This is a genomic window from Pseudomonas sp. CVAP#3 (assembly GCF_018986375.1).
Classification (GTDB): Bacteria; Pseudomonadota; Gammaproteobacteria; order Pseudomonadales; family Pseudomonadaceae; genus Aquipseudomonas; species Aquipseudomonas helvetica.
In genome coordinates, this window is the sequence record NZ_JAHMSC010000014.1 from 99,759 (window position 1) to 122,088 (window position 22,330).

A 22,330-nucleotide genomic window follows, 5' to 3' on the forward strand; every position below is an offset into this window, starting at 1 on the left:
CTATCGCAATAAAGCGTTAACCGAGAGGGTCGAAGAGGAGGGGATATCTTGAGCTGTATCGATAAAAAAGTGCGGATCACTTCGTCGTGATCCGCACATTTCTTTTACTGCGGCATTGTCCAGGATTGCAACTGATAACCTTCCTCGCTCAGTTCGGCGCGAACTTGTTCCAGCAAGGATTCAAGTTGGGCCGGGTCGGTGTAGGCGCTGCTCGGGATCTGTTTGCGGCCGATAGGGGTGCTGGTGCGGTCGATGACGGTCAGGCTGAGTTCGCCGGTGCCGTCCTGTGGAGCCCAGGCCACGCATTGGAAGGGGGTAAATGCGCGGTCGGCAATCAAAAGAGCTTCGTTGATACGGAGCGGGGCGTTCATGGGGTCTTCTCTCGTCTGTGCCCAATCAAGTGATGTGCCGTCGGTTGGGCTTACCGTTCGGCTGGTTACTTGTACTGATGCGCGCAATGGGGGGGCGGGTCACACACAATCAAAAGAATTTTCAACTTTCTTTTATAAAGGCAGCGGCAAGGGGCGCATTGAAAGCTGGATGAAAGGTTCAAACGTGTCAGGTCGCTAATATGGGCACGTTTTTATAACGTAAACGACGTTGACCTTATTATTAAACGATACAAGGCTGCGTCAAGATCTTGCTAACGTTACATTCACGGGCGCCAAACGACTGTTTCTAATAAATTTTCTAATTTTTGGCGCCAAGGAACAGTCATGACCGAAACGCCTGCATTGCGACGTTTGCTAGTGGTTGATCCGTGTGACGACTGCCATCGCTTATTACCCGGCCTGCGTACGATCGGCTGGGATGTCGACAGTTGTACCCTGGAGAACGCTTCCCATCGTTCCTGTGATGTCGGCCTGCTGCGCCTTCAACCTGTTCATTTTGAACGTCCTGAAGCCGTCAAGGAACTGATCAGCCGTAGTGGCACTGAATGGATTGCTGTTCTCAACCAGGAAGTCCTGCGGTTGCAGAATGCCGGCGATTTTGTCTGCGAATGGTTTTTCGATTTCCATACCTTGCCGTTTGACGTCTCCAGGGTTCAAGTGACCCTTGGGCGGGCGTTTGGCATGGCGCGTTTGCGCGGCCAGGGCACGATTCACGTCCACCAGCCCGAGCATGAACTGCTGGGCGACAGTCGGCCGATCCGCGAACTGCGCAAATTGCTGAGCAAATTGGCGCCTACCGAGTCGCCGGTGTTGATTCGAGGGGAAAGTGGTACCGGTAAAGAGCTGGTCGCCAGAACCTTGCACCGTCAGTCGCAACGCCACAGTAAACCGTTTGTCGCGATCAATTGTGGGGCGATTCCCGAGCATCTGATTCAATCCGAGCTGTTTGGTCACGAAAAGGGCGCTTTTACCGGTGCACACCAACGTAAAGTCGGACGCATTGAAGCAGCCAATGGTGGCACCCTGTTTCTGGATGAAATAGGTGATCTGCCCCTTGAATTGCAAGCGAACCTGTTGCGTTTCCTGCAGGAAAAACACATCGAACGGGTCGGCGGCAGTCAACCGATTCCCGTGGATGTCCGGGTCTTGGCAGCCACTCACGTGGACCTGGAAGCTGCGATCGAGGCCAAGTGTTTTCGCGAGGACTTGTACTACCGGCTCAACGTCCTGCAGGTGGTCACTGTGCCGCTACGCGAGCGTCACGGCGACCTGGCGATGCTGGCCAACCATTTTTCCCACTTTTACAGCCAGGAAACCGGACGTCGGCCGCGCAGTTTCAGCGAAGACGCGCTGATTGCCATGGGCAAGCACGACTGGCCGGGCAATGTCCGTGAGCTGGCGAACCGGGTGCGTCGAGGGTTGGTGCTGGCTGAAGGCCGACAGATCGAGGCACGGGACCTGGGGTTGGTTGGCCAACAGACGATTACCGCGCCGATAGGCACCCTCGAAGACTACAAGACCCGCGCCGAACGCCAGGCATTGTGCGACGTATTGAACCGCCACAGTGACAACCTCAGCGTGGCCGCTCGAGTACTGGGCGTTTCCCGGCCGACTTTTTACCGATTGCTGCACAAGCACCAGATCCGCTAGGGCGCGGAGAAACGAAAAGGCCCGCTGCGATTGACGTCGCAGCGGGCCTTTTCCTTGTGTGGCGTTTAGAAGTAATACGGGAATTTCAGGCTGAAGGAGAAGGCCGGTGCGTCCTGGGTCAAGCCGATGGCGAGGTTGGGGACTATCGTCAGTTTGTCGGTTGCCGCCATGGTCAGGCCGATGTTGAAGTTGGCAGCGTTGTAGTCGCTGTCCGGAATTGATTGCCAGTCCTGGCCGCTTGGTTTGACTTTGCTTTTGCGGGCGAATTGGTCGGAAAACGAAAACGACATACTCATTTTTTCGTTCAAGGCAAACGCAATACCGGCGCCGACCTGCCAGGAGTCGCCCAGTTTCACGTCTCCCGGGACCGTGGAATTTACAGTGGGGCTGATATCGCTGAAGGAGTCCTGCATGTTGTAGGTATAGGACAGGCTGCCGAAGAGCACGGCAGGGTCGAAGGTCTTGACCAGCGAGATACCCGGGGTAATCGACCAGACACCGTTGCCGGTAGGGAGTGACTGAGGTACCGACAAATTGTCGTTGCCCGGGTCCTTGATCAGCTTGATTCCGTACGGATTTTTGCCGGTCGGCGCCTTGATTCGCAGAGTGGCGACCGCGTCGGGCAGGTTTTCCGATTCATCCAGGAACTTGTAGGCAATACCAAAGTTGACATCGCCTATGGTCGGATCGCGCTTGACGGTGGCGTCGGATGAGACTGGGGCTGCGCCTCCTGCACCACCAGAAGAGTATGTCGATTCTCGATAGACGACCGGGACGTTGATGTCGAACTGCCAGCGTTGCGCCACGTTGTAGCGGCCTGTCAGGTCCAGGGTCCAGCTGTCGGCCTTGATGCGGTCAATGTTGATGTTGCCAAGAAAAATCGAGTCAAGAGCCAGAAAGCCATTGAGCACCAATGCACGGGTATCGTAGTGGGTATAAGTCATGCCCGTTTCGAGACTGAACTTGCCACCACCGAAGAAGCCGCTGGCTTCGTCATACAGGTTGGACACACTTTGCGCCGGTCCCGAGTCGTCCTTGAGCGACTGCCCATACGAACTGGTCCCCGGGGCACCCGTGGCCGCGACCTTGGCGCCTGTGGTCTTTTCGGCAGGGGAGCGGGTCAGGCGCTTGGGAGCAGGTGTTGCTGGTGTTTCTTCGACTTGTTTAACGCGCTGCTCAAGTACCATCAGCGCGTTTTGTTGTGCTTCGTAACGCTGTTTCAGCTCCATGAGTTCTTGTTTTAAGGCTTCTACCTGGGGGTCCGGTGCTGCTTGCAGCAAAGTGGCCGGGACCAGGGTACTCAAACAAACGACAGCTCTGAACGTGAAAGATCTGTGCATGGGTTTGCCGTCCCTTCTGACTACATTCGATGAGACTGAGCGTAGATCAGTATCCGAGAGTGCGTAGGCCTTTTAGTTGATCCAGACTGCAGTCCAGCGCCCCGACGGTCGGCAGGTTATTGCGCAGGACAACATTGAGGGACGTCAGGTTGTTCACCTGGTTTCCTCCGCCGAGCAAGGTCGCGTTCTGCATCAGGCCGCCTTGGGCAAGGCGTTGCACGGTACTGCCCTGATTGTTGTTGGCCTGAATATTCAACTGCACGCCAGTGTTACTCGACGACATACTGAAGGTCCCGGCACCGTTGGACGCGGACAGGGTCGTACCGGCGGCCAATGGCTGGCCCTGGGTATCCATTTGTGGTGCCTGGTTGGCTTCTTTGACGTTGATGGCGACATTGTTGTAGGCGCTGTTGTAGTCGCCAGCGGCGCGCACGACCTGGGTTACGCCCTGGGTGGTGCTGAGGCCGGCGCCGCCGCTGACATTGCCGGAACCCTGGGAGACCGGTGAACCATCACCTTTCTTGTCGATCATCGACACATAGAACTGTGGCTTGATGGTCGATTCTTGAATCTGCATCGAGGAGGTTGCACCGATCACTTCGCCGCTGGCATTTTGCCAGGTGCTGGTCATGACAATCCCGAAACTGATGATCCGGCCCGGCATGACATACCGGCCGCGAAGGGTCGCCAACTCCTGATCCTTGAGTTCAATCGGTTTGAAGGTGAGTGCTTGTGTTGGCAGGCTGGCGGCCAGGCAAACGACGGCCAGCCAGTATGGAGTCTTCATTGGATACTCCCGGAGCTTCGTGCTCCCTTGTCATTAGAAAAAGTCGCTCTGGATGAATCCGAAATCCATCAATTCTGTGTCCGGTATCGGGCTGAAGGTGTTGATGCGGTTCTTGGCGGTCAATGGCATAGGTGGTTCGCGCAAGACGTTGGTCTTGTCGTAGCCCTGGCCTATGACGGCGAAGATGATGCCGTTCCAGCCTTTGACAAAATCGTCGAACTTGAAGCGTTTGTGACCGAGTACCGGATCACCGATATACACCCAGTCTTTCTCCGCTTTTTGCATGACCACGAAGTGCTTGTAGCCGCGGATGTCCATGAGCACGATGACCGGAATGGCGACACTGGTCAGACCTTCCGGCGCTACCCGGTAACCACGGGCCCGCATGCCGATACTTTCCACGTAACGCTTCATGTCGAGCATGGAGAAGCCCTGGACCCGAACCAGATTCTGGTCGGAGTGAGCCAGCATGCCTTCGATGATTTGTGCCTCGGTTACGTCCAGCCAATAGGCCTGGCGCAATACGGTCGCCAGGGACGCTGCACCGCAACTGAAGTCGGTTTTCTGTTGGACCAGGTCGGAAAATTTGCGCTCACGCATGCTCTGGACCGGTTTGAAAATGACCGCTCCACCTGGCAAGACGGAAAGCGGCATTTGTCCCGCTTCGCTCAGGCCAGCCAGAAAAACCAGGAACATCAGGGCGAAAATGCGCATGATCGTAAGCCTTCCGTGCAAGAGTGAAAAAAAGCCCCCCGAAGGGGGCTCTCCAGACTCTGGAGCTTGGTTTACAGGCAGGTTTTGCAACCGGATGCAATGGACAGCGAGTTGCTTTGTTGGTTGCCATTACCGGCAGCCACGTTGACACCCAGGTTGCCACTGCCGCCGTTAACAGAACCGTTCAGGTTGGCAGTGTTGGTCACAGGGTTTGCCCAGCCAGTTGGGGTCAGCACTTGCCAGGACACAGTGTTGCTCAAGTCAAAAGAACTGGACTCGCTGAAACTCTGCGATTTGTCTTTCGATTCGCTGCCAGCTGCGCCGTACGATGCGCTGCCCGATGCGTCGATCGATACGCTGCTCGATTTGCTGCTCGATTTGCTGTGCGATTTGTCGATCGATGCGGCGAGCGATGCGTCGATATCTGCGTCGAAATTCGCACTGCTGCTGCTGTGGTGCCAGCCATTAGTCTTGCTAGAGCTAAGGTCCACGTCCACGTTCGCATCCAGACTAGCTTTCACAGCTGCGTGAGAAGCAGAGGCGCTGGCAGATTTCGAAGCAGAACTCGCATCAAAGTCCGAAGTAAAGGCCGAAGCAGAGTACTTGGCATAGTCCGAAGCAGAGTGCGAAGCGGATGCCTCGCTGGAAGACTCATGTCCGCTGGCTGAGACGGTACGCGACAGCGTATCCACGCGGTATGTCCGATCGGCGTCGTTATACACCTTCAGGCCTGGGCCTGTTTGATCGGCACTCGCGGTTGCGGTAGCGTACTTGCCGCCAGACACAGCGATCGCCATGGTGTTTTTCTGTTGGTTAAGGTCGCCAGCAGCCATGTTGATGCCCAGGTTGCCGCTGCCACCGTTGGCCGAACCGCTCATGTTGGCGCTGTTGTTGGTGGAGTAGTTGTCGACCACGTTGTTGTTTTGTTTTTGCGTGACCTTGGCGGTTGCCGCCACAGAACCAAAGACAAACGAACCATCGCCGCTGGCAATGGCGGCAGCGTTGTCTTGTTGGTTGCCGTCGCCTGCTGCAACGTTGACACCCACGTTACCGGAGGCGCCCGTGGCCGAGTTGGTCATGTTGGCGGTGTTTTTAGTCCCTTCATTGCTGATGTAGTTGTTAGTGCTGGTTTGAGTATCTGTGGCGTTGGCGGTGGCGCCAGCATTGGTGGTGTCTTTTGGATTGACTACTGGTTTTGGATGGTGGTGGTGATGGTCGTCACCACCACCCTGGCCAGCTTGTGCAGCTATAGCCATTACCGCAGCGATTGCGAAAACCAGAGGCTTGAGTGCCATTGAAGGTTTCATGCTGATTCTCCGTACTTTATTTTTAGGTTAAGTGTTGTTTTTTACCTTTTGGGTCAATCCGCGACCCGTACGCTCAGGGTGTTGGCCGTTCGGTTTCCCACCCCGGCGCTCTGATTCAACTGGATCACCCCACGGCTACCGGTGAAGGCCTGGTCGCTGATAGCGACCTGGCGATGGCCAGGAGTAAGATCCGTTGAATCGGAGCTGTTGAGCAGCGCCACGTTCTGTTGCTTGAGGACGCTGTCGTCGATACTTTGCGGCGTAGCACTGATGCTTATCCGCAGGGCGTTGGCTTGCTGGTTGCTGGCGCCCGAACTCTGGTTGACCCCCAGTACGCCATTGCCGTTACTGAAGGCGTTGCCTTTAATGGCTGACTGGGCATCGATCCTGGGATCGACATGAGTACGCAACCGTTGGCGAATCTGCGTGGTGGCGCTGGCGTCGGTGTCAATGGCGATGGCACGGGCGTTGGCCTGTTGTTGCTGATCGCCGGCAGCCTGGTTGACCGAGAAGTTGCCCTGGTACTGACTGCCGGAGTTGTCGATGGTGGCCGTATCGATGACTGGCGGTTGGGCAAAGGTCGGCGCACTGCAAAACATGGCCAGAATCAGCAGAGTGCGATTCATTTCATTGTCCCCCCGATAACATTCAGACTGCCCAGGCCTTGCTGGATGGTGCCGTTGATCCTGTTGGCAACACCGTTGCCGGAGCCTGCGGAATGTCCTGCGGACAAGCCGGGCAGTTGTGACTGACCGTTGATGTTGCCGCTCAGCGTGCCGGTGGCTTGAGTGATCGTGCCGGCGATGCTTGCGCCGCTGCTGATGCCGGAAATGTCACTGTCCGTCAGTTCATTGGTTGCACTGATGACTTGTTTGGACGGGTTGGCATTGACGGTCAGGGGGCTAGGGTCGGGAACCAGGGGGCGGCGAGTCGCGTTACGCGTTTGGACATCCCGCTGAATGATGATGATCCCATCGGCGGCCTGGACAGGCAGACTGATGACAGAGCTGAACGCACATCCGATCAGCAGGAGGCGGATAAAGCCTTTATCGATTGTCTCCACGTCGGCACTCCCTCTTCTTTTTTTGCGCTGGCTCTGGTCAGCGTTGTGAAGGAGAGAGCAGAAGCTGTGCCGCTTTTTATTTATTGATTTAATTCAATACGTTATGGAATAGGGCAGGCAGGGGGATGTTTGAGCTGTATCAACCGTGAGACGGTGCCCGCCATCGCGAGCCGCCCCCATCGGTCGAAAAGCTCTAAATCAAGTGTTCGCGGGCGAGTGTATCAATGACTTAACAGTCAGCATGACAAGAGGATGAAGGCCGCTGATAGGGCAGTTGCGCTGCACTGGAGTGTTTCAGGAACGGACACATGGCCCAAAAAGCAGGGGGAAACGGGGGACGTTCCGAGCAGGGGTAACTTCACGGCGTGAGCAATTGCTCCACGGCAGCAAAGGCCTGACGACGGCGTTCAGCCCAATCGCCGTTGATGACCTGCAGTCGTTGCTGGTGTTGTTCCAGCCAGGCTTTTGTTGCGTTGAAGAACGCCTGGCGCTGGTTCAGATCCGGTTGGCAGCGCTGGCCATCATCCGTCCAGTCAACCGACTCGGGGGAAAGCAGCAGGTGTAGGTCGTACTGCCTGGCCAGCAGCGCGTCTTCGATCCAGGTGGGGCAATCGCCAAACAGGGTTTGGCTCCACAACACATTGCTCAGCAAGTGAGTATCGAGAATCAGCAGCGCGGGGCGCTGGGCTCGGGCGCTGTCTTCCCAGGCTATCTGACCACGGGCAATCTGCGGGATATCGGCAAGGCAGGTATCACGAGGGTTCTGCTCAATGAAGTAACGAACGTATTCACCTACCAGCAACCCACCAAAGTGGCGTTGAAGCTCTGCCGATAACCAGCTTTTGCCACTGGACTCCGGGCCGGTGAGTACCAGGACCTTCATGCGCGCAACGCCGGATCGGCCTGCCATTCGCGCCAGCCTTGCACGGCGATCAGCGTAAACAGGCCATAGAGCGCAGCCGTCAGGTACAAGCCCTTGTAGATAAACAGCCCGACAAAAATCACATCGACGGCAATCCACAGCGGCCAGCATTGCAGGCGTTTTTGTGCCATCCACAATTGCGCTATCAGACTGAAACCGGTCAATGCTGCGTCCAGCCAGGGCTGCGCGGCATCGGTCCAATGAGCCATGGCCGCGCCCAGCAGCAAGCTGCCGGCGGCCCCTAGCGTCAGCCCGAAAAGCACCGAGGCATTGTCCAGTTGCGTGACTTGCCGGCCATGCTGCGCTTCGCCGGCACGGGTCCACTGCCACCAGCCGTAGAGCTGCAAGCCGGCGTAAATCACCTGCAGCAGCATGTCCGAATACAGCTTCACCTCGAAGAAGATCCAGCTATAGAGCAGCACCATGACCAGTCCGATCGGCCAGCACCAGGGGTTCTGTTTGACCGTCAACCAGACGGCAATCACGCCGAGTACGGCGGCAAACAGTTCAAGCCCGGACATGACGGATCCTTGGTGAAGTTGAAAAGGGCGCCGATTGTAACGCAGGCGAGGGGACTTGCCCGAATACCAGTCAGTTAAGACGCGGATCCTGTGGGAGCGTGGCTTGCCCGCGAAGAACGATGACGCGCAACACCTGAAAACTGCGGTGTTCGCTTCGCGAGCAAGCCCGCTCCCACAGGAGCGGTGTTTCAGCGCGAAATGTGTCTACACCCGAAACTGCTTGAGCAGGCCATTCAACTGCTCACTGAGTTCTTTCAAATGCACGCTTGCGACGCTCGACTGCTCAGCGGCCAAGGCGGTGCTGTGGGACAAACCCGCGGCCTGGGTGACGTTTTGGTTGATGTCCTCGACCACATGCGCCTGTTGCAGGGTTGCGCTGGCAATCGAGGCGTTCAGGCCGTTGAGATTATTCAGGGCCTGGCCGATCGCGTTCAGGCTGGCACCCGCCAACCCGGCCTGTTCAATGGTCAGTTGCGAGGCGCGGCTGCTGTCGCCGATCACTTTGACTGCCGCCTCGGAATGGCTCTGCAAGCGCTCGATCATCGACTGGATTTCGGCCGTGGACTTTTGCGTGCGCTGCGCCAGCAGCCGGACTTCATCGGCCACCACCGCAAAACCCCGTCCTTGCTCACCGGCACGTGCCGCTTCAATGGCCGCATTGAGCGCCAGCAGATTGGTCTGTTCGGCGATCGAACGAATCACTTCGAGCACGCTGCCGATCTGTGTGCTTTCGGTGGCCAGGGTACGGATAACCTCAACGGCTTGATCGATGGTGCCCGACAGTTGATCGATCTGCTGCAAGCTCCCATCGATGTTTACTTGTCCCTGCTGTGCCTGCGCTTGCGCATCGCGCATTTCGCTGGCGGCGTGTTCGGCATTCCTGGCCACGTCCTGCACGCCATAGGTCACTTCATTGATCGCGGTCGCCACCAGCTCCATTTGTTGGGACTGTTGCTGGCTGCGCGCCTGGGCTTGGGCCGCATCGTTGCCCAAGTCGCTGGATGATTGCCCCAGGGCACTGGCGGACAGTTGCAATTGAGTGATGACCCGGCGCAGTTTTTCCGTGAAGGCGTTGAAATGCTGCGCCAATTCGGTCACTTCGTCCTGACCATGGGTATCAAGGCTACGGGTCAGATCGCTTTCACCGCTGGCTATATTGGCCATAGCGTTCACGGTTTCCTGGAGTGGGCGCACGATACTGCGCGCAATCAGGATCACCAGCAGTGCCATAAGGACAGCAATGGCAAGCCCGACAAGCGATGTCTGCCACATTTGTGCGTAGAACTCGGCCTGCATGTCATCGATGTACACACCCGAACCAATGACCCAGCCCCAAGGCTCGAAGAGTTTCACGTAGGAAGTCTTCTGGACAGGTGTACTGGCGCCCGGTTTTGGCCAGCGATAGTCAACCATACCGGCGCCCTTGGCCTTGGCGATGGCCGCCATCTCGTTGAACAACGCGAAGCCGTCCGGATCCTTGATCGTGGAAAGGTTCTGGCCTTCGAGTTTCGGATTGGTCGGGTGCATGACCATCACGGGCGTCAGGTCGTTGATCCAGAAGTAGTCGTTCTGGTCGTAGCGCAATCCGCGCACCACGCTCAATGCCTGTTTCTGCGCCGCTTCGCGGGTCAGGGTGCCGGCGGTTTCCAGGTCGTGGTAGTAGGCCAGAATGCCGCTGGCTGTCTGCACCACATGCTGGGTTTTCTGTGCCTTGGCCTGATAAAGGTCATCGTGGATCTGCTTGAGCATCAGCACACCCAACGTCAACAGCATCAGCACAGCCACAATCAGGATGAGCCACAGACGGCGGCTGATCGACACACTGCGCAAGCTACTCATAACCTTGTTACTCCGTTTTTTGTTCTTGTTCTGTCATAAACGACCGCCAGCATTCAGGCATGTTTTTGCTGTTGAGCCTATCCGACTCAAGTCCAATTACGGCGCAGCGTTATTCAGGCATGTCTGATAGGATTTCGGCCGCATCAGCAAAAACCTGAAGTTGCGCTGATTTTTCATGGGGTTTTTACGGTTTTGCGTGAGGATCGTGCGTGTTGTCATTTGGTGACGCTGATCGCAGTGGACGCTTGAATTTTATTAGCGAGGCATGCCTTGGAGGCATCGTTTCATTGGGGGATTAATGGATTTTTGGACCACCGTTCAGGCTTTGATTCTTGGCGTTGTAGAAGGACTGACAGAGTTTTTGCCCATTTCCAGTACCGGGCACCAGATTATCGTCGCGGATTTGCTCAACTTCGGTGGCGAGCGCGAGAAGGCATTCAACATCATCATCCAGCTCGGCGCGATCCTGGCCGTGGTCTGGGAGTTTCGCCGCAAGATCCTCGACGTGGTGACCGGGTTGCCAACGCAGCGCAACGCTCAACGGTTTACCGTCAACCTGTTGATCGCTTTCATGCCAGCGGTGGTGCTGGGTGTGATCTTCGCCAATATGATCCACAAATACCTGTTCAACCCCATCACCGTGGCGACGGCGCTGGTAGTGGGAGGGGTCATCATGTTGTGGGCTGAGCGTCGCGAGCACACCGTGCACGCCGAAACCGTCGACGAGATCACCTGGAAAGATGCCCTGAAGGTCGGTTTTGCCCAGTGCCTGGCAATGATTCCCGGCACTTCGCGCTCCGGTTCGACGATCATCGGCGGTTTGTTGTTTGGCCTGTCGCGCAAAACCGCCACCGAGTTTTCGTTCTTCCTGGCCATGCCGACCATGGTCGGCGCCGCGGTGTACTCCGGCTACAAGTATCGCGACCTGTTTCAGGCCGCTGACCTCCCGGTGTTCGCCATCGGCTTCGTCACTGCGTTTATATTCGCGATGATCGCGGTCAAGGGCTTGCTCAAGTTCATCGCCAGCCACAGCTACGCTGCGTTTGCCTGGTACCGGATCGTGTTCGGCTTGTTGATCCTGGCGACCTGGCAGTTCGGTTGGGTCGATTGGGCGGCGGCTACATCATGATTGAGCCACGCAATGGGCGCGGGATTCAAAACCCGCGCCTCAAAGGCCTGGTGTTCCTGGCGCTGTGCGCTTTGCCGGCATTTGGCTCGATGCTTCTCTGGTGGCGCGGGATTTCGCTGATTCCGCTCGCAGCCTATGCGATTGTCAGCCTGCTGGCGTTCTGCTTGTACTGGAGCGACAAGCGCAAGGCCCGGGCAGACAGCTGGCGTACACCGGAAAACGTGTTGCACGCAATCGAACTGACCGGTGGCTGGCCGGGCGCTTTGCTCGCCCAGCAAGTGTTTCGGCACAAGACCCGCAAAGTGTCTTATCAACTGGTGTTCTGGATCATCGTGCTGTTGCATGAAGTGTTCTGGATCGACCAGTTGTTTATCGATGCCGGCCTCTTCAGGCTCTTCTAAATCAATAACCCGACCTGCACGCGCTTGGGCAACTTGCTCACCACCAGTTGGTGAGAACGTTGCAGCAAGCCTTGCAGTTCATCGGCGCCAAGTGGGTAGGGCGTTTGCATGATGATCCACTGCGCCCTTGCCAGATAGGGCGCAGGCCCGATACCCGGGCGGTCGACATGCCCCAGAAACAGCTCTTTGTCGACCTTGAACGCCAATGACTCACCCCGCAGGTTTATCAGGGCGAACATCTTGTTTCCCGCCACTGAAAACACCCGTACGCCGCCCCATTTGTAATCTTCTTGCGCGCCGGGCAATGCCAGGCAGAAACGTGCCACGTCTTCTTCAGTCATCGGTTTGGCCTTCATAACAGTCGATCCCCACAGGCTTTGAATGATTCGATCAAATGGTCGATCCAGGCGCGCACCGCCGGCAGCAAACCGCGCCGATGAGGGTAGACTGCCAGCAGCCAACCGCCAGGCAGCGACCACTCGGGCAGCAGTTGCACCAGCGAGCCGTTTTCGAGTTCTTCTTCGCAGTACATCATCGGCAGCAGGGTGAAGCCAAGTCCCGCCAGCGCGCAGGCTTTGCGCACGATGAAATCATCGATCCCCAGTCGTGCTTCCAGCGACAGGTCGCACGTTGTGCCCTGAGCGTCGAGCATGCGCACATGCACCATGCGATCAGCTTCCAGGGCGCCGAGCACCGGAACCTGCTTCAGATCTTCCGGGTTGCTGATCGGGTGATCACGTAGAAAGACCGGGCTGGCGATCATCACCATTTGCGCCTGGCGCAAACGTCGGGTGACCAGCAGCGGGTCTTCATCACCCAGATCGCGCACTCTCAAGGCAACATCGATGCCTTCGGTCACCAGGTCGACCCGGCGATTGAGCAACTGCATCTCCAATTGCACTTGGGGGAAGCGTTCCAGAAACGTGCTGATGACCGAAGGCAAAAACTCATGAGCCAGCCCAACGGGGCAGGAAACCCGCAAGCGCCCTCGGGGTTCGCTGGACATGCTGGCGACGGCCTCGTCAGCCATTTCGGCCTCCAGCAGCATTGCCTGGCAATGGCGCAAATAGCGCTCGCCGACAGCGGTCAGCTTGAGCTGGCGGGTGGTGCGCTGGAGGAGGCGGGCACCCAGACGCTCCTCGAGTTCGGCGATACGCCGCGACAGCCGCGACTTGGGAATGCCCAACACGCGCCCGGCGGCGGCGAAACCGCCGGCTTCGACGACTTTGGCGAAGTAGTAAAGGTCATTGAGGTCTTGCATGGCGTGACTCGACTGTCCTATCAGTGGGACAAACTATCGCATTGTTGCTGACTAATCAGCTATTGGTTTCATCTGTAGGATTGTCTCCATCAGATCGCCCGGTGGCGATCCTCACTTGGAGATCCCACATGAAACTCTTGCACATTGATTCGAGCATCCTTGGCGACAACTCTGCTTCCCGTCAGCTGAGCCACAGTGTCGTCCAGGCCTGGAAAACCGCCGAGCCTGCTGCCGTGGTGACTTACCGCGACCTGGCCAGCGATGCCATCAGCCATTTCTCCGCCGCGACGCTGGTCGCTGCCGGTACCACCGCCGAGCTGCGCAACGCCGCACAACAGCACGAAGCTGAACTGAGCGCTTCGACCCTGGACGAATTCCTCGCTGCCGATGCCGTCGTGATCGCAGCGCCGATGTACAACTTCACCATCCCGACCCAGCTCAAAGCCTGGATCGACCGCATTGCTGTTGCCGGCCAGACTTTCCGCTACACCGAAGCCGGTCCTGAAGGCCTGTGCGGTCACAAGAAAGTCGTGGTGGTGTCGACTTCTGGCGGGATGCACGTGGGTCAAGCGACTGGCGTAGGTCACGAAGAGTATTTGAAAGTCATGCTGGGCTTCATGGGCATCACCGACATCGAGTTCGTCCGCGCCCATGGCCTGGCTTATGGTGACGACGTTCGCAACAAAGCCATGAGCGACGCTCAGGCGCACATCAGCGAGCAATTGTTCGCTGCCGCGTAAGGCTTGCGTAAAGAGTTAAAAAGCTCAGGCAATACCCACTAGACTCTGTATTCTGATCGTCGCAAAACGATCAGGGTACGGAGTCTTTCTGTATCTGTATCAAAAACGCTGTCGTTTTAGTTGTTGGCCCAGGTTATGCAGTCTCGGGTTATCGGCCCCGTTCTGCATAGACCTTGAAAGCGGCAATTGTCGGTGCAAGGCTTTAATCCAAGGGATTGGCGGAAAACGGGTATTCCAATCGGGTAACAAGGTGGGGCATCCCATGATGCGTCTTTGTGCAATGTTACTGATTTGCCTGCTCAGCAGCCTGAATTCAGTGCAAGCCGCGCCTGCGCCGCACCCTCATTGGAGCGTTGGCTACCATGAGCTGACGTTTCTCGATCCGCTGGATTCACAACCCATGCGGGCCATCGCTTTTTACCCGTCGACCGGCATCGAGCATTCAAGCAAGCTCGAGGGTTATCAAATCCAGGCGACCGAAGACGCAAGGGTTGCAATTGGCCGCTTCCCGATGTTGATGCTCTCCCACGGCAACATCGGCACCCCACTGGCGTTGCATGACCTTGCCACATCGCTGGCCCGCAAAGGCTTTGTGGTGGTGGCGGTGATTCATCCCGGTGACAACTCCAAGGACCACAGCCGCCTTGGTACGTTAAGCAACCTTTATGGCCGACCGATCCAGATTTCCGAAGCCATCACCGCAACCCTGGCCGACCCGATGCTGTCGCCGTTCGTCAATCCCGACGAGGTCGGGGTGATCGGCTATTCGGCCGGTGGCGAAACGGCGTTGATTCTTTCGGGCGCCACGCCGGACCTGAATCGTTTACGCCTTTACTGTAAAGAACGCCCCGACGACGGAGACGCCTGCAGCACCAATGGTGAACTGATTGTCGACCGCGATGACTTGCAACCAGTCGCTGACCCACGGGTTCACGCGCTGTTACTGATGGCGCCATTGAGCCTGAAGTTCGGCCGTCATACCTTGGCCGGTGTGCATGTGCCGGTGCTGCTCTATAGCGGCGATGGCGACAAACTGGTCGCCCTCGATAAAAACGCTGCCGCGCTCGCTCGCAAGCTACCCGTTGCTCCGGATTTCAAACTGCTGGCGGGGGCCGGGCATTTCGTGTTCATGGCACCGTGTACCCAGGAGCAACTCGCGGCGATGCCGGCCTTGTGCACCGATGCTGAGGGCGTTGACCGCGAGGACATTCACCGTAACCTGATCTCCGAAGCGGGGCGATTCTTTGCTCAAACCCTGAGCAAGCCAAGCGGGGCGGGAATGCAGACGGCTGACCAGACGTTGCCGTAGACGCCAGGGTCTTACGACGGGCTGAGTGCTGAGCGACGTTTCAGCAGCAGGGTCAGCCCCAGTCCGGTGATCGACAACAGCGCCGCGCAGAAGAAAATCCACGAGTACCCCAGATTCAGCGCCACCGCGCCCATCAACGGCCCGGCGATCGCCAGCGCCAGATCGAAAAACACCGCATAGGCACTCAAGCCGGCGCCACGGCTGCTGCTTGGCACTTGCTTGATGGCCTCGACACCCAATGCCGGATAAACCAGTGACAGACCGAACCCGGTCAGCCCCGCGCCAATCAACGCCACGGCCGTCGATGGGGCCAACCAGAGCAGGCCCAGCCCCAGGGTTTCGATGCTCATGCAGGCGATGGCCGAGTTGAATCCGCCAAAGCGGTTGATGCTGGAGATAAACAGCAGGCGCGAGAGGATGAAACAGATGCCAAAGACCGTCAGGCACCAGGCCGCACCGGTCCAGCCGCGACTGATATAGAACAGGGTAATAAAGGTGGTGAGCGTACCGTAGCCAATCGAAGCCAGACTCAGGCTGGCGCCAAAGGGCGCGACGCGCCCGAACACCGCCCAAAACGGCAACCGCTCACCGCGAATGACCGGCACCGAGGGTTTGTTGCGAATCAGCAGCAACGCCGCCAGCGCCAGCACCGAGAGCGCAATCCCAAGGCTCACGAACCCCAACTGACCGACCATCACCACACCCAAAGGCGCACCAATGGCAATTGCGCCATACGAGGCAATGCCGTTCCAGGAAATCGAGCGGGCGGTGTGTTCGGCACCGACCTGGCCCATGCACCAACTGATGGTGCCAACACCGATCAAGCCTTGGGCGATCCCCAACAACAATCGGCCGCCGATCAGAATCATCAGGCTCAGCAACGGCAGGCTCTGCAACAAGGTCGACAGCAACGTCAGCACGCCACTGAGCATGATCCCCAGTAACCCGTAGACAATCGCCCGTTTGGTGCCGATGTTGTCAGACATACGGCCCGCCATGGGCCGGCTGAGCAGGGTAGCCAGGTACTGCGAGCCGATGGTCAGGCCGGCGACGACGGCGCTGAACCCCAGTTGCTCATGGACATAGCCTGGCAACACCGCAATCGGCAGACCGATGCAGAGGAACGCGACAAAGGTATAAAAAACGATGGAGACGATCTGCAGGGTGATCGCCGTGGAACTGACGGGAGGCGTTTGTTGCACAGACATGAGAGCTCGTTCGCGGGCGGGCGGTTAGAGAGCTGCATCATGGCGTGGGCCCGAAATAAAAGGAAGCTGGCTAACGGTTGTTTTCAGAGGGAGACGCCGATCGTTCCCACGCTCTGCGTGGGAATGCATCCCGTGACGCTCCGCGTCACATTGAAGAGCGGACGCAGAGCGTCCATGGCGGCATTCCCACGCGGGAGCGTGGGAACGATCATCCCGGAGCGATGACGTTAGTTCAGACCCAACTTCCCACGCAGGGTCGACAGGTCTTCAGCCAGGGTGTTGACCGGGCCGACCAGCGCCTTGCGGTCGCTTTCCTTGACCTTGTCGTAGGTTTCGAAACCACCGTCAGCAGTTTTGTACTTGGCCAGAATCGTGTTCACGCTGGCGAAGTTCTTGTCGACTTTGGCGACGAAGGCCTTGTCCTGTTTCTCGAGTTGCGGACGGAACAGGTCGACGATTTTCTTCGCGCCGTCGATGTTGCCCTGGAAGTCATACAGGTCGGTGTGGCTGTAGCGGTCTTCTTCACCGGAGATCTTGGTGGCGGCGACTTCTTCGAGCAATGTAGCGGCGCCACCGACAACTTTTTCTGGCGGGAGGGTCATGCTGGCAACACGGGTTTTCAGTTCTTTGACGTTGTTATTCAAACCATCGGCCAGATCACCGAGGCCCTCGGTAGTCTTCTCGGAGAACAGCGTGTACTCAATGCGGTGAAAACCGGTGAAGTCTTCAGCCTTGACGCCTTTTTCGTGGTCGTTGACGCGTGAGTCGATGGACGCATCGAGGTCACTGAACAGCTCGGCCATCGGCTCGATCGACTCGTAGTAAACACGGGTAGGCGCATAGAGCTTCTGAGCGGTAGCCAGGTCACCTTTTTTCACTGCGTCGGTGAACTGCTGCGTGTGGCTGGCAAATCCGTCGAGCTGTTCGGTGACGTAGATTTTGTAATCCGAAATCGGTCCCACCAGATCCAGCGGTGCTGCGGCGGCGAATGCCGAAAGTGGAGCGTGGAGCAAGCCAAGGGCAACCAGCAAAGCGAGAGGCGACTTTTTCATGGGACGTTTCCGTGGGTTTGTTGTGATTAGGGGTTAAGCCGTGGTTTTCGGTTGAGTGGCATTGAGCAATGAACGACCGATGAAGTCCTTGTCGCCGGTTACGCCCGGTAAGGTGAAGAAATAGCCGCCGCCGATGGGCTTGAGGTATTCCTCCAGAGGTTCACCGTTGAGTCGGGTTTGCACGGTGATGAACCCGTTGTGCAGATCGGCTTGGTAGCAGATGAACAGCAAGCCCATTTCCAGCTGACCGTTTTTGCTCACACCGTTGGAATAATTGAACGGCCGACGCAGGATCAGGTTGGCCTGGGTCGCGGCAGTGCGCGGGTTGGCCAGGCGGATGTGCGCGTCCATTTTGGTCAGCTTGCCGTGAGGGTCTTTGGCGTAGTCCGGGACCTGGCTTTCATGGCTACCGCCGATGGGCGCGCCGGTACTTTTCATCCGACCGAGAATGCTTTCCTGTTCTTGCAGCGGCGTGCGATCCCAACGCTCGACGAGGTTGCGGATAATCCGCACCGCCTGATAGCTGCCATTGGCCGCCCAGGCCGGCTCATCGTTGCCCGGTTGAACCCAGACAATCTGCTCCATGGCTTTCTTGTCGTTGGAATCGGGGTTGGCCGAACCGTCACGAAAGCCAAGGAAGTTGCGCGCACTCTGCGCAGGTTCGGAAGGCTTGGCCGGTGCTTGCGGCGGTACGCTGCCTTCCTGTTTCCAGCGCACCAACAGCAGGTCCGGCAGGTTCTTCACGATGTCGCGCAAGGCGTGAATATTGGTGTCGGCGGTGTTGGCGCAGAACTGCAGGCTCAGGTCACCGTGGCAGAGCTCGGGTTGCAGCGCATCGTTGGGGAAACCGACCATGCGGATCAATCGCTTGGGCTTGGCGCTGGCCAGGCCGAAGCGCTCGTCGAACAGCGATTCACCCACCGAAACGGTGATGGTCAGGTTGTCGGGTGTCACCACCGGGCCAAGAATTCCCGAGTCCACGGGTGGGAACTTCGGGTCGACCTGAGCCACCGGGCCGCCGGTCATCAGGAACGCAATGCGCTGGTTCAGCGTGCGAAACAGCCGCTCCAGGTCTTCGCGATCGGTAGCCAGTACGTCGAACGACACCAACATGCCGCACGCCGGGCGCGGCGTGACGATGCCGGTCTGGTGCGGGCCATGGAAGTCATGGTGATCCTGGGTTTTGTCGCTGTTCGGTGCTTCAGTGACTTGTGCCGGGCTGGCGGCCATGGCCGGGCAGCTCAAGGTGCTACCCGCCAACGCAACACCGGCGGCGCCCATGCCCAACAAGACGCGGCGACGCTGGGCATTGATCTGATCTAAATCGTTCATTTGAATAGGGTCTTCTGCTTACAGGCCGGAAAGGCCAAGGGCGGGATCGATTCCATCGAGTGCATCGGCCAGAGCCTTGGCCTTGTCGGCGAGTCGTGCGCGTTGATCGGCGCCGACGCTGTCGTAACTGCTGTAACCGTCTTTGACTCGCAAGCCATTGAGTTCGGCATCGAGAGCATTAGTAGCCGTGTCCAGTCGGGTCAGTAACGCGGCGGCAGGCTTGGTCAGTAACGGACGCAACAGATCGACCACTTTGCGGGTGACGTCCAGGTTGGCGGCGAAACCATTAAGGTCGATGTGGCTGTAACGTTCTTCTTCACCGCTGCTGGCGCGTACGTCGGCCATGTTGCGGAGGTTGCGGGCGACGATGCTCACCAGTTGCTCCGGCGGCAGCGACTGAGCCAACAGTTGTTGCTTGAGCTGGGTGACATCGGCCAGCAAGCGCTGAGCGACCGGCGCCAGACCTTCGATTTTTCGTTGCTGGAACAGCGCATATTCGATGCGGTGGAAGCCGACGAAGTCCGGATCCTGCTCGCGCTTTTCAAAGTAATCGGCGCGAGCGTTGATGACCTTGTCCAGTTCCGCCAGGCGTTGAGCCGCCGGCGCGATACGTTGATAGGCAACGCGGGCTGGCACATAGAGCGCCTGGGCCTGGTTCAGGTCGCCAGCGTCGATAGCCTGTTGCAACGCGGTGACAGCGTTAATCAGCGCAGTGCCCTGACTGCTCAGGTAAACGCGAAATTCCGACAGCGGGCCGATAAACGCCACCATCGACGGACGTGCCTTGGCCGCAGCATCGGATGCGGCGGTGGGCGTGACGTGCAGCGTGCCGCGCGGATTGCTGAGCAAGCCGCAGGTAATCGCATAATCACCCGGCAGCAGGTTGGCGGTGATCACCTGGCTCAGGCCGGGAGCGATGTTTTCTCGTTCTACTAGCACCAGCACGCCGTCGAGGACTTCCCACTCAACGGCGCGATCCGAGCGGTTGACGATGCGAAAACTGCTGTGGCCGGCCGGGACAGTCAGCGCATTTGGCTCGCAGCTATGCGGATTAATGGTGACGGTAATCTCGTAGTGGTTAACCTGGCGCTTGGCCGCGGCCATTTGCGACGCGTAGTAAAACAACCCGCCGGCGGCGATCATTACAATCACCGAACCGGCCACCGCCCAGCGCAGGGCGCAGGGAGGCGAGGTCAGAAGAGGGGCCTGGTTTGACATGAATGCCCTTAATGGCTGGAGACGGAAGAGGGTGGCGTGGCGGCTGGTTTGGCCGGCGCGCCAGCCGGGAGGAAGAACATCACCAGCGCGACCAGCAGATAAATCAGGTAGGCGCCCAGGGTGCTGACAGTCGGTGCATCCTGATAACCGAACATGCCGGCCAGCACTGAACCCAACGGGCCATCCATCGGCAGGGTTGCGCTGAAATCGAAGAGCACGGTTTGCAGGTGATTCCACAACCCGGCTTCATGCAGTGCGCGCACCGAGCTTGCGAGAATGCCGGCCGCCACCACCAGAATGAACAGCCCGGTCCAGCGGAAGAATGCCGACAGGTTCAGGCGCATGCTGCCGCTGTAGATGAGGAAGCCGATGACAATCGACAGCGCCAGGCCGAGCAGGGCGCCGACAGGCGCTCCCGGACCTTCGCTCTGCTGGAATACCGCGAGCAGGAAGAACACGGTTTCCAGGCTTTCCCGGGCAACGGCGAAGAACACCATGGCGATCAGCGCAGTGACCTGGTGTCTGGAACCGGCCATCGCGTGATCGAGGGAAACGTGCAGCGAATGTTTGATCGAGCGCGCCACTTTGCGCATCCAGAACACCATGGAGCTCAGAATGCCGACTGCCAGCAGGCCGATGACGCCTTCGAAGAGTTCCTGTTGTTTTTGCGGGAATTCAGCGCTGACCAACTCCAGGCCACCGCCCACCAGCAGGGCCAGCGCGACGGCGAGGAAAACCCCGATCCACATGGCGGGCATCCATTGGCCGCGTCCGGTTTGCTTGAGATAACTGGCAATGATGCCGACGATTAACGCCGCTTCAACGCCTTCGCGCAGCATGATCAAAAAGGGAACCAGCATTCAGCACCGCATTGGCTATGGAGTAGATGCTAATTTGTAACATAATGATACTCATTACTAAATAGAGATGATTGGCGTTTAGCTGAACGATGGCTGAACAACATAAAAGATCGCAGCCTGCGGCAGCTCCTACGCAGGTACGTATTCCAACGTAGGAGCTGCCGCAGGCTGCGATCTTTTGATCTTAAGAAATCAATGCCTGCGCTAAGATGGCCGACAAACAAAAAAGGGTTCACCACGCTCAATGTCGGAAAAAGACACCATCTCCATTCACCTGGTGCGCGAAGCACTGTTGCAAAGCTGCGAACCGGGCATGGTCAGTGACGAGATATTGCTCAAGGTCGGGATTGAGCCACGCTTGCTTGACGTGGCTGACGCACGCGTTCCGGCCACGGCCTATGCACGACTCTGGCGGTTACTGGCGCGACGCATGGACGACGAGTTCTTTGGCATGGACCCGCGTCAGCTGAAATCCGGCAGTCTGGAATTTCTCTGCCGTTGCGCCATGGCCCAGCCGACGCTGGCAGCCGGATTGACAGCCGGGCTGGGGTTTCTGTCGTTGATGCTGGAGCGCATGCCGGCGCAGCTGGTTCATCAGCAAAGCCTGGCAGAAATCGTCCTGCTCGAAGATGACCAGGACCCGCGCCGCGCCTTTACCTATTTCACCTACTGGATGATCGTCCATGGCGTTGCCTGCTGGCTGGCGGGGCGACGGATACCGATTCTGGCCATCGAACTGCGCTGCGCGGAACCGGACTTCTGCGATGACTATAAGGTGATGTTCTCCGAGAACCTGCGCTTCGACCGACCGCGTACACGGATGATTTTCTCGGCGGATTGCCTGGATCTGCCAATCAAGCGCAGCAGCGACGAGCTCAAGCGCTTTTTGGCCCATGCGCCGGCCAATATCCTGGTCAAATATCGCGATCCGCAAAGCCTCGCCAGCCGGATCAAACATGATTTGCGGCAACTGCCCGCCGAACAGTGGCCGGAAACCGACAGCCTGGCGCAGCGCCTGTGCATGTCCGCTTCGACACTGCGTCGACGCTTGGCAGAAGAAGGGCAAACCTATCAAGGCTTGAAGGACAGCGTGCGCAAGGAACTGGCGATTGTCTGGCTGGCAGAACCTTCGATCAGCTTCGCCGAGATCGCCACGCGGCTCGGGTTTGCCGATGCCAGTTCGTTCTACAAGGCATTTCGCAAGTGGTCGGGGTCCAATCCCGGGCATTACCGCAGTTTGATCCTCAACGAGGTAGGACAGTAGTTGACTCCTGTGGCGAGGGAG

General features: G+C 58.0%; 23 protein-coding genes. 6 read left to right on the forward strand and 17 right to left on the reverse strand.

Features of this window, described 5'->3' with window-relative positions; genetic code table 11:
• Positions 1-104: 104 nt before the first annotated feature.
• On the reverse strand, positions 105-371 hold the full coding sequence (locus KRR23_RS21510; RefSeq protein WP_216744148.1) for a hypothetical protein: 267 nt from the start codon (positions 369-371) through the stop codon (positions 105-107).
• Between the two features lie 345 nt (positions 372-716).
• Between KRR23_RS21510 and KRR23_RS21515 the strand changes: the two genes are divergently transcribed.
• A complete protein-coding gene (locus tag KRR23_RS21515) occupies positions 717-2,042 on the forward strand; it encodes a sigma-54 dependent transcriptional regulator (RefSeq protein ID WP_216744149.1) in 1,326 nt (441 codons plus the stop codon).
• 65 nt (positions 2,043-2,107) lie between these two features.
• On the opposite strand, the gene KRR23_RS21520 is transcribed toward KRR23_RS21515, so the two are convergent.
• The 9 genes from KRR23_RS21520 to KRR23_RS21560 all read right to left on the reverse strand — a co-directional run bounded on the left by KRR23_RS21520 (position 2,108) and on the right by KRR23_RS21560 (position 10,535).
• Positions 2,108-3,382 (reverse strand): hypothetical protein, encoded by a 1,275-nt coding sequence (locus KRR23_RS21520; RefSeq protein ID WP_216744150.1) that lies wholly within the window; start codon positions 3,380-3,382, stop codon positions 2,108-2,110.
• A 46-nt stretch (positions 3,383-3,428) separates the two neighbouring features.
• Positions 3,429-4,169 carry a hypothetical protein gene (locus KRR23_RS21525; RefSeq protein WP_216744151.1) on the reverse strand — a complete coding sequence of 247 codons (741 nt, stop codon included), beginning with the start codon at positions 4,167-4,169 and terminating at the stop codon, positions 3,429-3,431.
• 33 nt (positions 4,170-4,202) lie between these two features.
• Positions 4,203-4,883, reverse strand: a complete 681-nt coding sequence (locus tag KRR23_RS21530) for a C39 family peptidase (protein ID WP_216744152.1) — start codon at positions 4,881-4,883, stop codon at positions 4,203-4,205.
• 71 nt (positions 4,884-4,954) lie between these two features.
• Positions 4,955-6,190, reverse strand: coding sequence for a heme utilization protein (locus KRR23_RS21535; RefSeq protein ID WP_216744153.1), 1,236 nt, complete (start codon positions 6,188-6,190; stop codon positions 4,955-4,957).
• Between the two features lie 53 nt (positions 6,191-6,243).
• On the reverse strand, positions 6,244-6,816 hold the full coding sequence (locus KRR23_RS21540; protein WP_216744154.1) for an adhesin: 573 nt from the start codon (positions 6,814-6,816) through the stop codon (positions 6,244-6,246).
• Entirely contained in the window at positions 6,813-7,253 is a 441-nt protein-coding gene (locus KRR23_RS21545) for a hypothetical protein (protein ID WP_216744155.1), read from the reverse strand. The genes KRR23_RS21540 and KRR23_RS21545 overlap by 4 nt, the downstream gene beginning before the upstream one ends.
• 358 nt (positions 7,254-7,611) lie before the next feature.
• Positions 7,612-8,136, reverse strand: a complete 525-nt coding sequence (locus tag KRR23_RS21550) for an AAA family ATPase (RefSeq protein ID WP_216744156.1) — start codon at positions 8,134-8,136, stop codon at positions 7,612-7,614.
• On the reverse strand, positions 8,133-8,696 hold the full coding sequence (pnuC, locus tag KRR23_RS21555) for a nicotinamide riboside transporter PnuC (protein WP_216744157.1): 564 nt from the start codon (positions 8,694-8,696) through the stop codon (positions 8,133-8,135). Before pnuC ends, KRR23_RS21550 begins: the two co-directional genes overlap by 4 nt.
• A gap of 204 nt (positions 8,697-8,900) precedes the next feature.
• Entirely contained in the window at positions 8,901-10,535 is a 1,635-nt protein-coding gene (locus KRR23_RS21560) for a methyl-accepting chemotaxis protein (RefSeq protein WP_216744158.1), read from the reverse strand.
• A 298-nt stretch (positions 10,536-10,833) separates the two neighbouring features.
• Between KRR23_RS21560 and KRR23_RS21565 the strand changes: the two genes are divergently transcribed.
• Complete coding sequence (locus tag KRR23_RS21565; RefSeq protein ID WP_216744159.1) at positions 10,834-11,664, forward strand: undecaprenyl-diphosphate phosphatase; 831 nt, start codon at positions 10,834-10,836, stop codon at positions 11,662-11,664.
• Entirely contained in the window at positions 11,661-12,065 is a 405-nt protein-coding gene (locus KRR23_RS21570) for a DUF1294 domain-containing protein (protein WP_216744160.1), read from the forward strand. Before KRR23_RS21565 ends, KRR23_RS21570 begins: the two co-directional genes overlap by 4 nt.
• On the opposite strand, the gene KRR23_RS21575 is transcribed toward KRR23_RS21570, so the two are convergent.
• Both KRR23_RS21575 and KRR23_RS21580 read right to left on the reverse strand, forming a co-directional pair.
• Entirely contained in the window at positions 12,062-12,421 is a 360-nt protein-coding gene (locus KRR23_RS21575) for an MmcQ/YjbR family DNA-binding protein (protein WP_216744161.1), read from the reverse strand. The two genes, KRR23_RS21570 and KRR23_RS21575, sit on opposite strands and share 4 nt — an antisense overlap.
• Positions 12,418-13,326, reverse strand: a complete 909-nt coding sequence (locus tag KRR23_RS21580) for a LysR substrate-binding domain-containing protein (protein ID WP_216744162.1) — start codon at positions 13,324-13,326, stop codon at positions 12,418-12,420. Before KRR23_RS21580 ends, KRR23_RS21575 begins: the two co-directional genes overlap by 4 nt.
• Positions 13,327-13,454: 128 nt before the next feature.
• Between KRR23_RS21580 and KRR23_RS21585 the strand changes: the two genes are divergently transcribed.
• On the forward strand, positions 13,455-14,066 hold the full coding sequence (locus tag KRR23_RS21585; RefSeq protein ID WP_216744163.1) for an FMN-dependent NADH-azoreductase: 612 nt from the start codon (positions 13,455-13,457) through the stop codon (positions 14,064-14,066).
• 262 nt (positions 14,067-14,328) lie between these two features.
• Entirely contained in the window at positions 14,329-15,375 is a 1,047-nt protein-coding gene (locus tag KRR23_RS21590; RefSeq protein ID WP_216744164.1) for a dienelactone hydrolase, read from the forward strand.
• Positions 15,376-15,386: 11 nt separating this feature from the next.
• Here KRR23_RS21590 and KRR23_RS21595 read toward each other — a convergent pair whose 3' ends face one another.
• The 5 genes from KRR23_RS21595 to efeU all read right to left on the reverse strand — a co-directional run bounded on the left by KRR23_RS21595 (position 15,387) and on the right by efeU (position 21,045).
• A complete protein-coding gene (locus KRR23_RS21595) occupies positions 15,387-16,583 on the reverse strand; it encodes an MFS transporter (protein WP_216744165.1) in 1,197 nt (398 codons plus the stop codon).
• Positions 16,584-16,810: 227 nt separating this feature from the next.
• A complete protein-coding gene (efeO, locus tag KRR23_RS21600) occupies positions 16,811-17,635 on the reverse strand; it encodes an iron uptake system protein EfeO (protein ID WP_216744166.1) in 825 nt (274 codons plus the stop codon).
• 33 nt (positions 17,636-17,668) lie between these two features.
• The gene (efeB, locus tag KRR23_RS21605; RefSeq protein ID WP_216744167.1) at positions 17,669-18,967 is read right to left on the reverse strand and encodes an iron uptake transporter deferrochelatase/peroxidase subunit; all 1,299 of its coding nucleotides are present in this window, start codon (positions 18,965-18,967) and stop codon (positions 17,669-17,671) included.
• Between the two features lie 18 nt (positions 18,968-18,985).
• Positions 18,986-20,185 (reverse strand): iron uptake system protein EfeO, encoded by a 1,200-nt coding sequence (gene efeO, locus KRR23_RS21610; protein WP_216744168.1) that lies wholly within the window; start codon positions 20,183-20,185, stop codon positions 18,986-18,988.
• A gap of 8 nt (positions 20,186-20,193) precedes the next feature.
• A complete protein-coding gene (gene efeU, locus KRR23_RS21615) occupies positions 20,194-21,045 on the reverse strand; it encodes an iron uptake transporter permease EfeU (RefSeq protein WP_216744169.1) in 852 nt (283 codons plus the stop codon).
• 244 nt (positions 21,046-21,289) lie between these two features.
• Between efeU and KRR23_RS21620 the strand changes: the two genes are divergently transcribed.
• A complete protein-coding gene (locus KRR23_RS21620; RefSeq protein ID WP_216744170.1) occupies positions 21,290-22,309 on the forward strand; it encodes an AraC family transcriptional regulator in 1,020 nt (339 codons plus the stop codon).
• The last annotated feature ends 21 nt before the right edge of the window (positions 22,310-22,330 follow it).

Excerpts from the sequence above, each read along its gene's own strand:
- KRR23_RS21585 (WP_216744163.1), top strand. The coding sequence starts at position 13,455 with ATGAAACTCTTGCACATTGATTCGAGCATCCTTGGCGACAACTCTGCT.
- efeO (WP_216744166.1), bottom strand. The coding sequence starts at position 17,635 with ATGAAAAAGTCGCCTCTCGCTTTGCTGGTTGCCCTTGGCTTGCTCCAC.
- pnuC (WP_216744157.1), bottom strand. The coding sequence starts at position 8,696 with ATGTCCGGGCTTGAACTGTTTGCCGCCGTACTCGGCGTGATTGCCGTC.
- KRR23_RS21525 (WP_216744151.1), bottom strand. The coding sequence starts at position 4,169 with ATGAAGACTCCATACTGGCTGGCCGTCGTTTGCCTGGCCGCCAGCCTG.
- KRR23_RS21620 (WP_216744170.1), top strand. The coding sequence starts at position 21,290 with ATGTCGGAAAAAGACACCATCTCCATTCACCTGGTGCGCGAAGCACTG.
- KRR23_RS21550 (WP_216744156.1), bottom strand. The coding sequence starts at position 8,136 with ATGAAGGTCCTGGTACTCACCGGCCCGGAGTCCAGTGGCAAAAGCTGG.
- KRR23_RS21540 (WP_216744154.1), bottom strand. The coding sequence starts at position 6,816 with ATGAATCGCACTCTGCTGATTCTGGCCATGTTTTGCAGTGCGCCGACC.
- efeU (WP_216744169.1), bottom strand. The coding sequence starts at position 21,045 with ATGCTGGTTCCCTTTTTGATCATGCTGCGCGAAGGCGTTGAAGCGGCG.
- KRR23_RS21535 (WP_216744153.1), bottom strand. The coding sequence starts at position 6,190 with ATGAAACCTTCAATGGCACTCAAGCCTCTGGTTTTCGCAATCGCTGCG.
- KRR23_RS21590 (WP_216744164.1), top strand. The coding sequence starts at position 14,329 with ATGATGCGTCTTTGTGCAATGTTACTGATTTGCCTGCTCAGCAGCCTG.
- KRR23_RS21565 (WP_216744159.1), top strand. The coding sequence starts at position 10,834 with ATGGATTTTTGGACCACCGTTCAGGCTTTGATTCTTGGCGTTGTAGAA.
- KRR23_RS21595 (WP_216744165.1), bottom strand. The coding sequence starts at position 16,583 with ATGTCTGTGCAACAAACGCCTCCCGTCAGTTCCACGGCGATCACCCTG.
- KRR23_RS21515 (WP_216744149.1), top strand. The coding sequence starts at position 717 with ATGACCGAAACGCCTGCATTGCGACGTTTGCTAGTGGTTGATCCGTGT.
- KRR23_RS21560 (WP_216744158.1), bottom strand. The coding sequence starts at position 10,535 with ATGAGTAGCTTGCGCAGTGTGTCGATCAGCCGCCGTCTGTGGCTCATC.
- KRR23_RS21530 (WP_216744152.1), bottom strand. The coding sequence starts at position 4,883 with ATGCGCATTTTCGCCCTGATGTTCCTGGTTTTTCTGGCTGGCCTGAGC.
- KRR23_RS21580 (WP_216744162.1), bottom strand. The coding sequence starts at position 13,326 with ATGCAAGACCTCAATGACCTTTACTACTTCGCCAAAGTCGTCGAAGCC.
- efeO (WP_216744168.1), bottom strand. The coding sequence starts at position 20,185 with ATGTCAAACCAGGCCCCTCTTCTGACCTCGCCTCCCTGCGCCCTGCGC.
- efeB (WP_216744167.1), bottom strand. The coding sequence starts at position 18,967 with ATGAACGATTTAGATCAGATCAATGCCCAGCGTCGCCGCGTCTTGTTG.
- KRR23_RS21510 (WP_216744148.1), bottom strand. The coding sequence starts at position 371 with ATGAACGCCCCGCTCCGTATCAACGAAGCTCTTTTGATTGCCGACCGC.
- KRR23_RS21575 (WP_216744161.1), bottom strand. The coding sequence starts at position 12,421 with ATGAAGGCCAAACCGATGACTGAAGAAGACGTGGCACGTTTCTGCCTG.
- KRR23_RS21520 (WP_216744150.1), bottom strand. The coding sequence starts at position 3,382 with ATGCACAGATCTTTCACGTTCAGAGCTGTCGTTTGTTTGAGTACCCTG.
- KRR23_RS21570 (WP_216744160.1), top strand. The coding sequence starts at position 11,661 with ATGATTGAGCCACGCAATGGGCGCGGGATTCAAAACCCGCGCCTCAAA.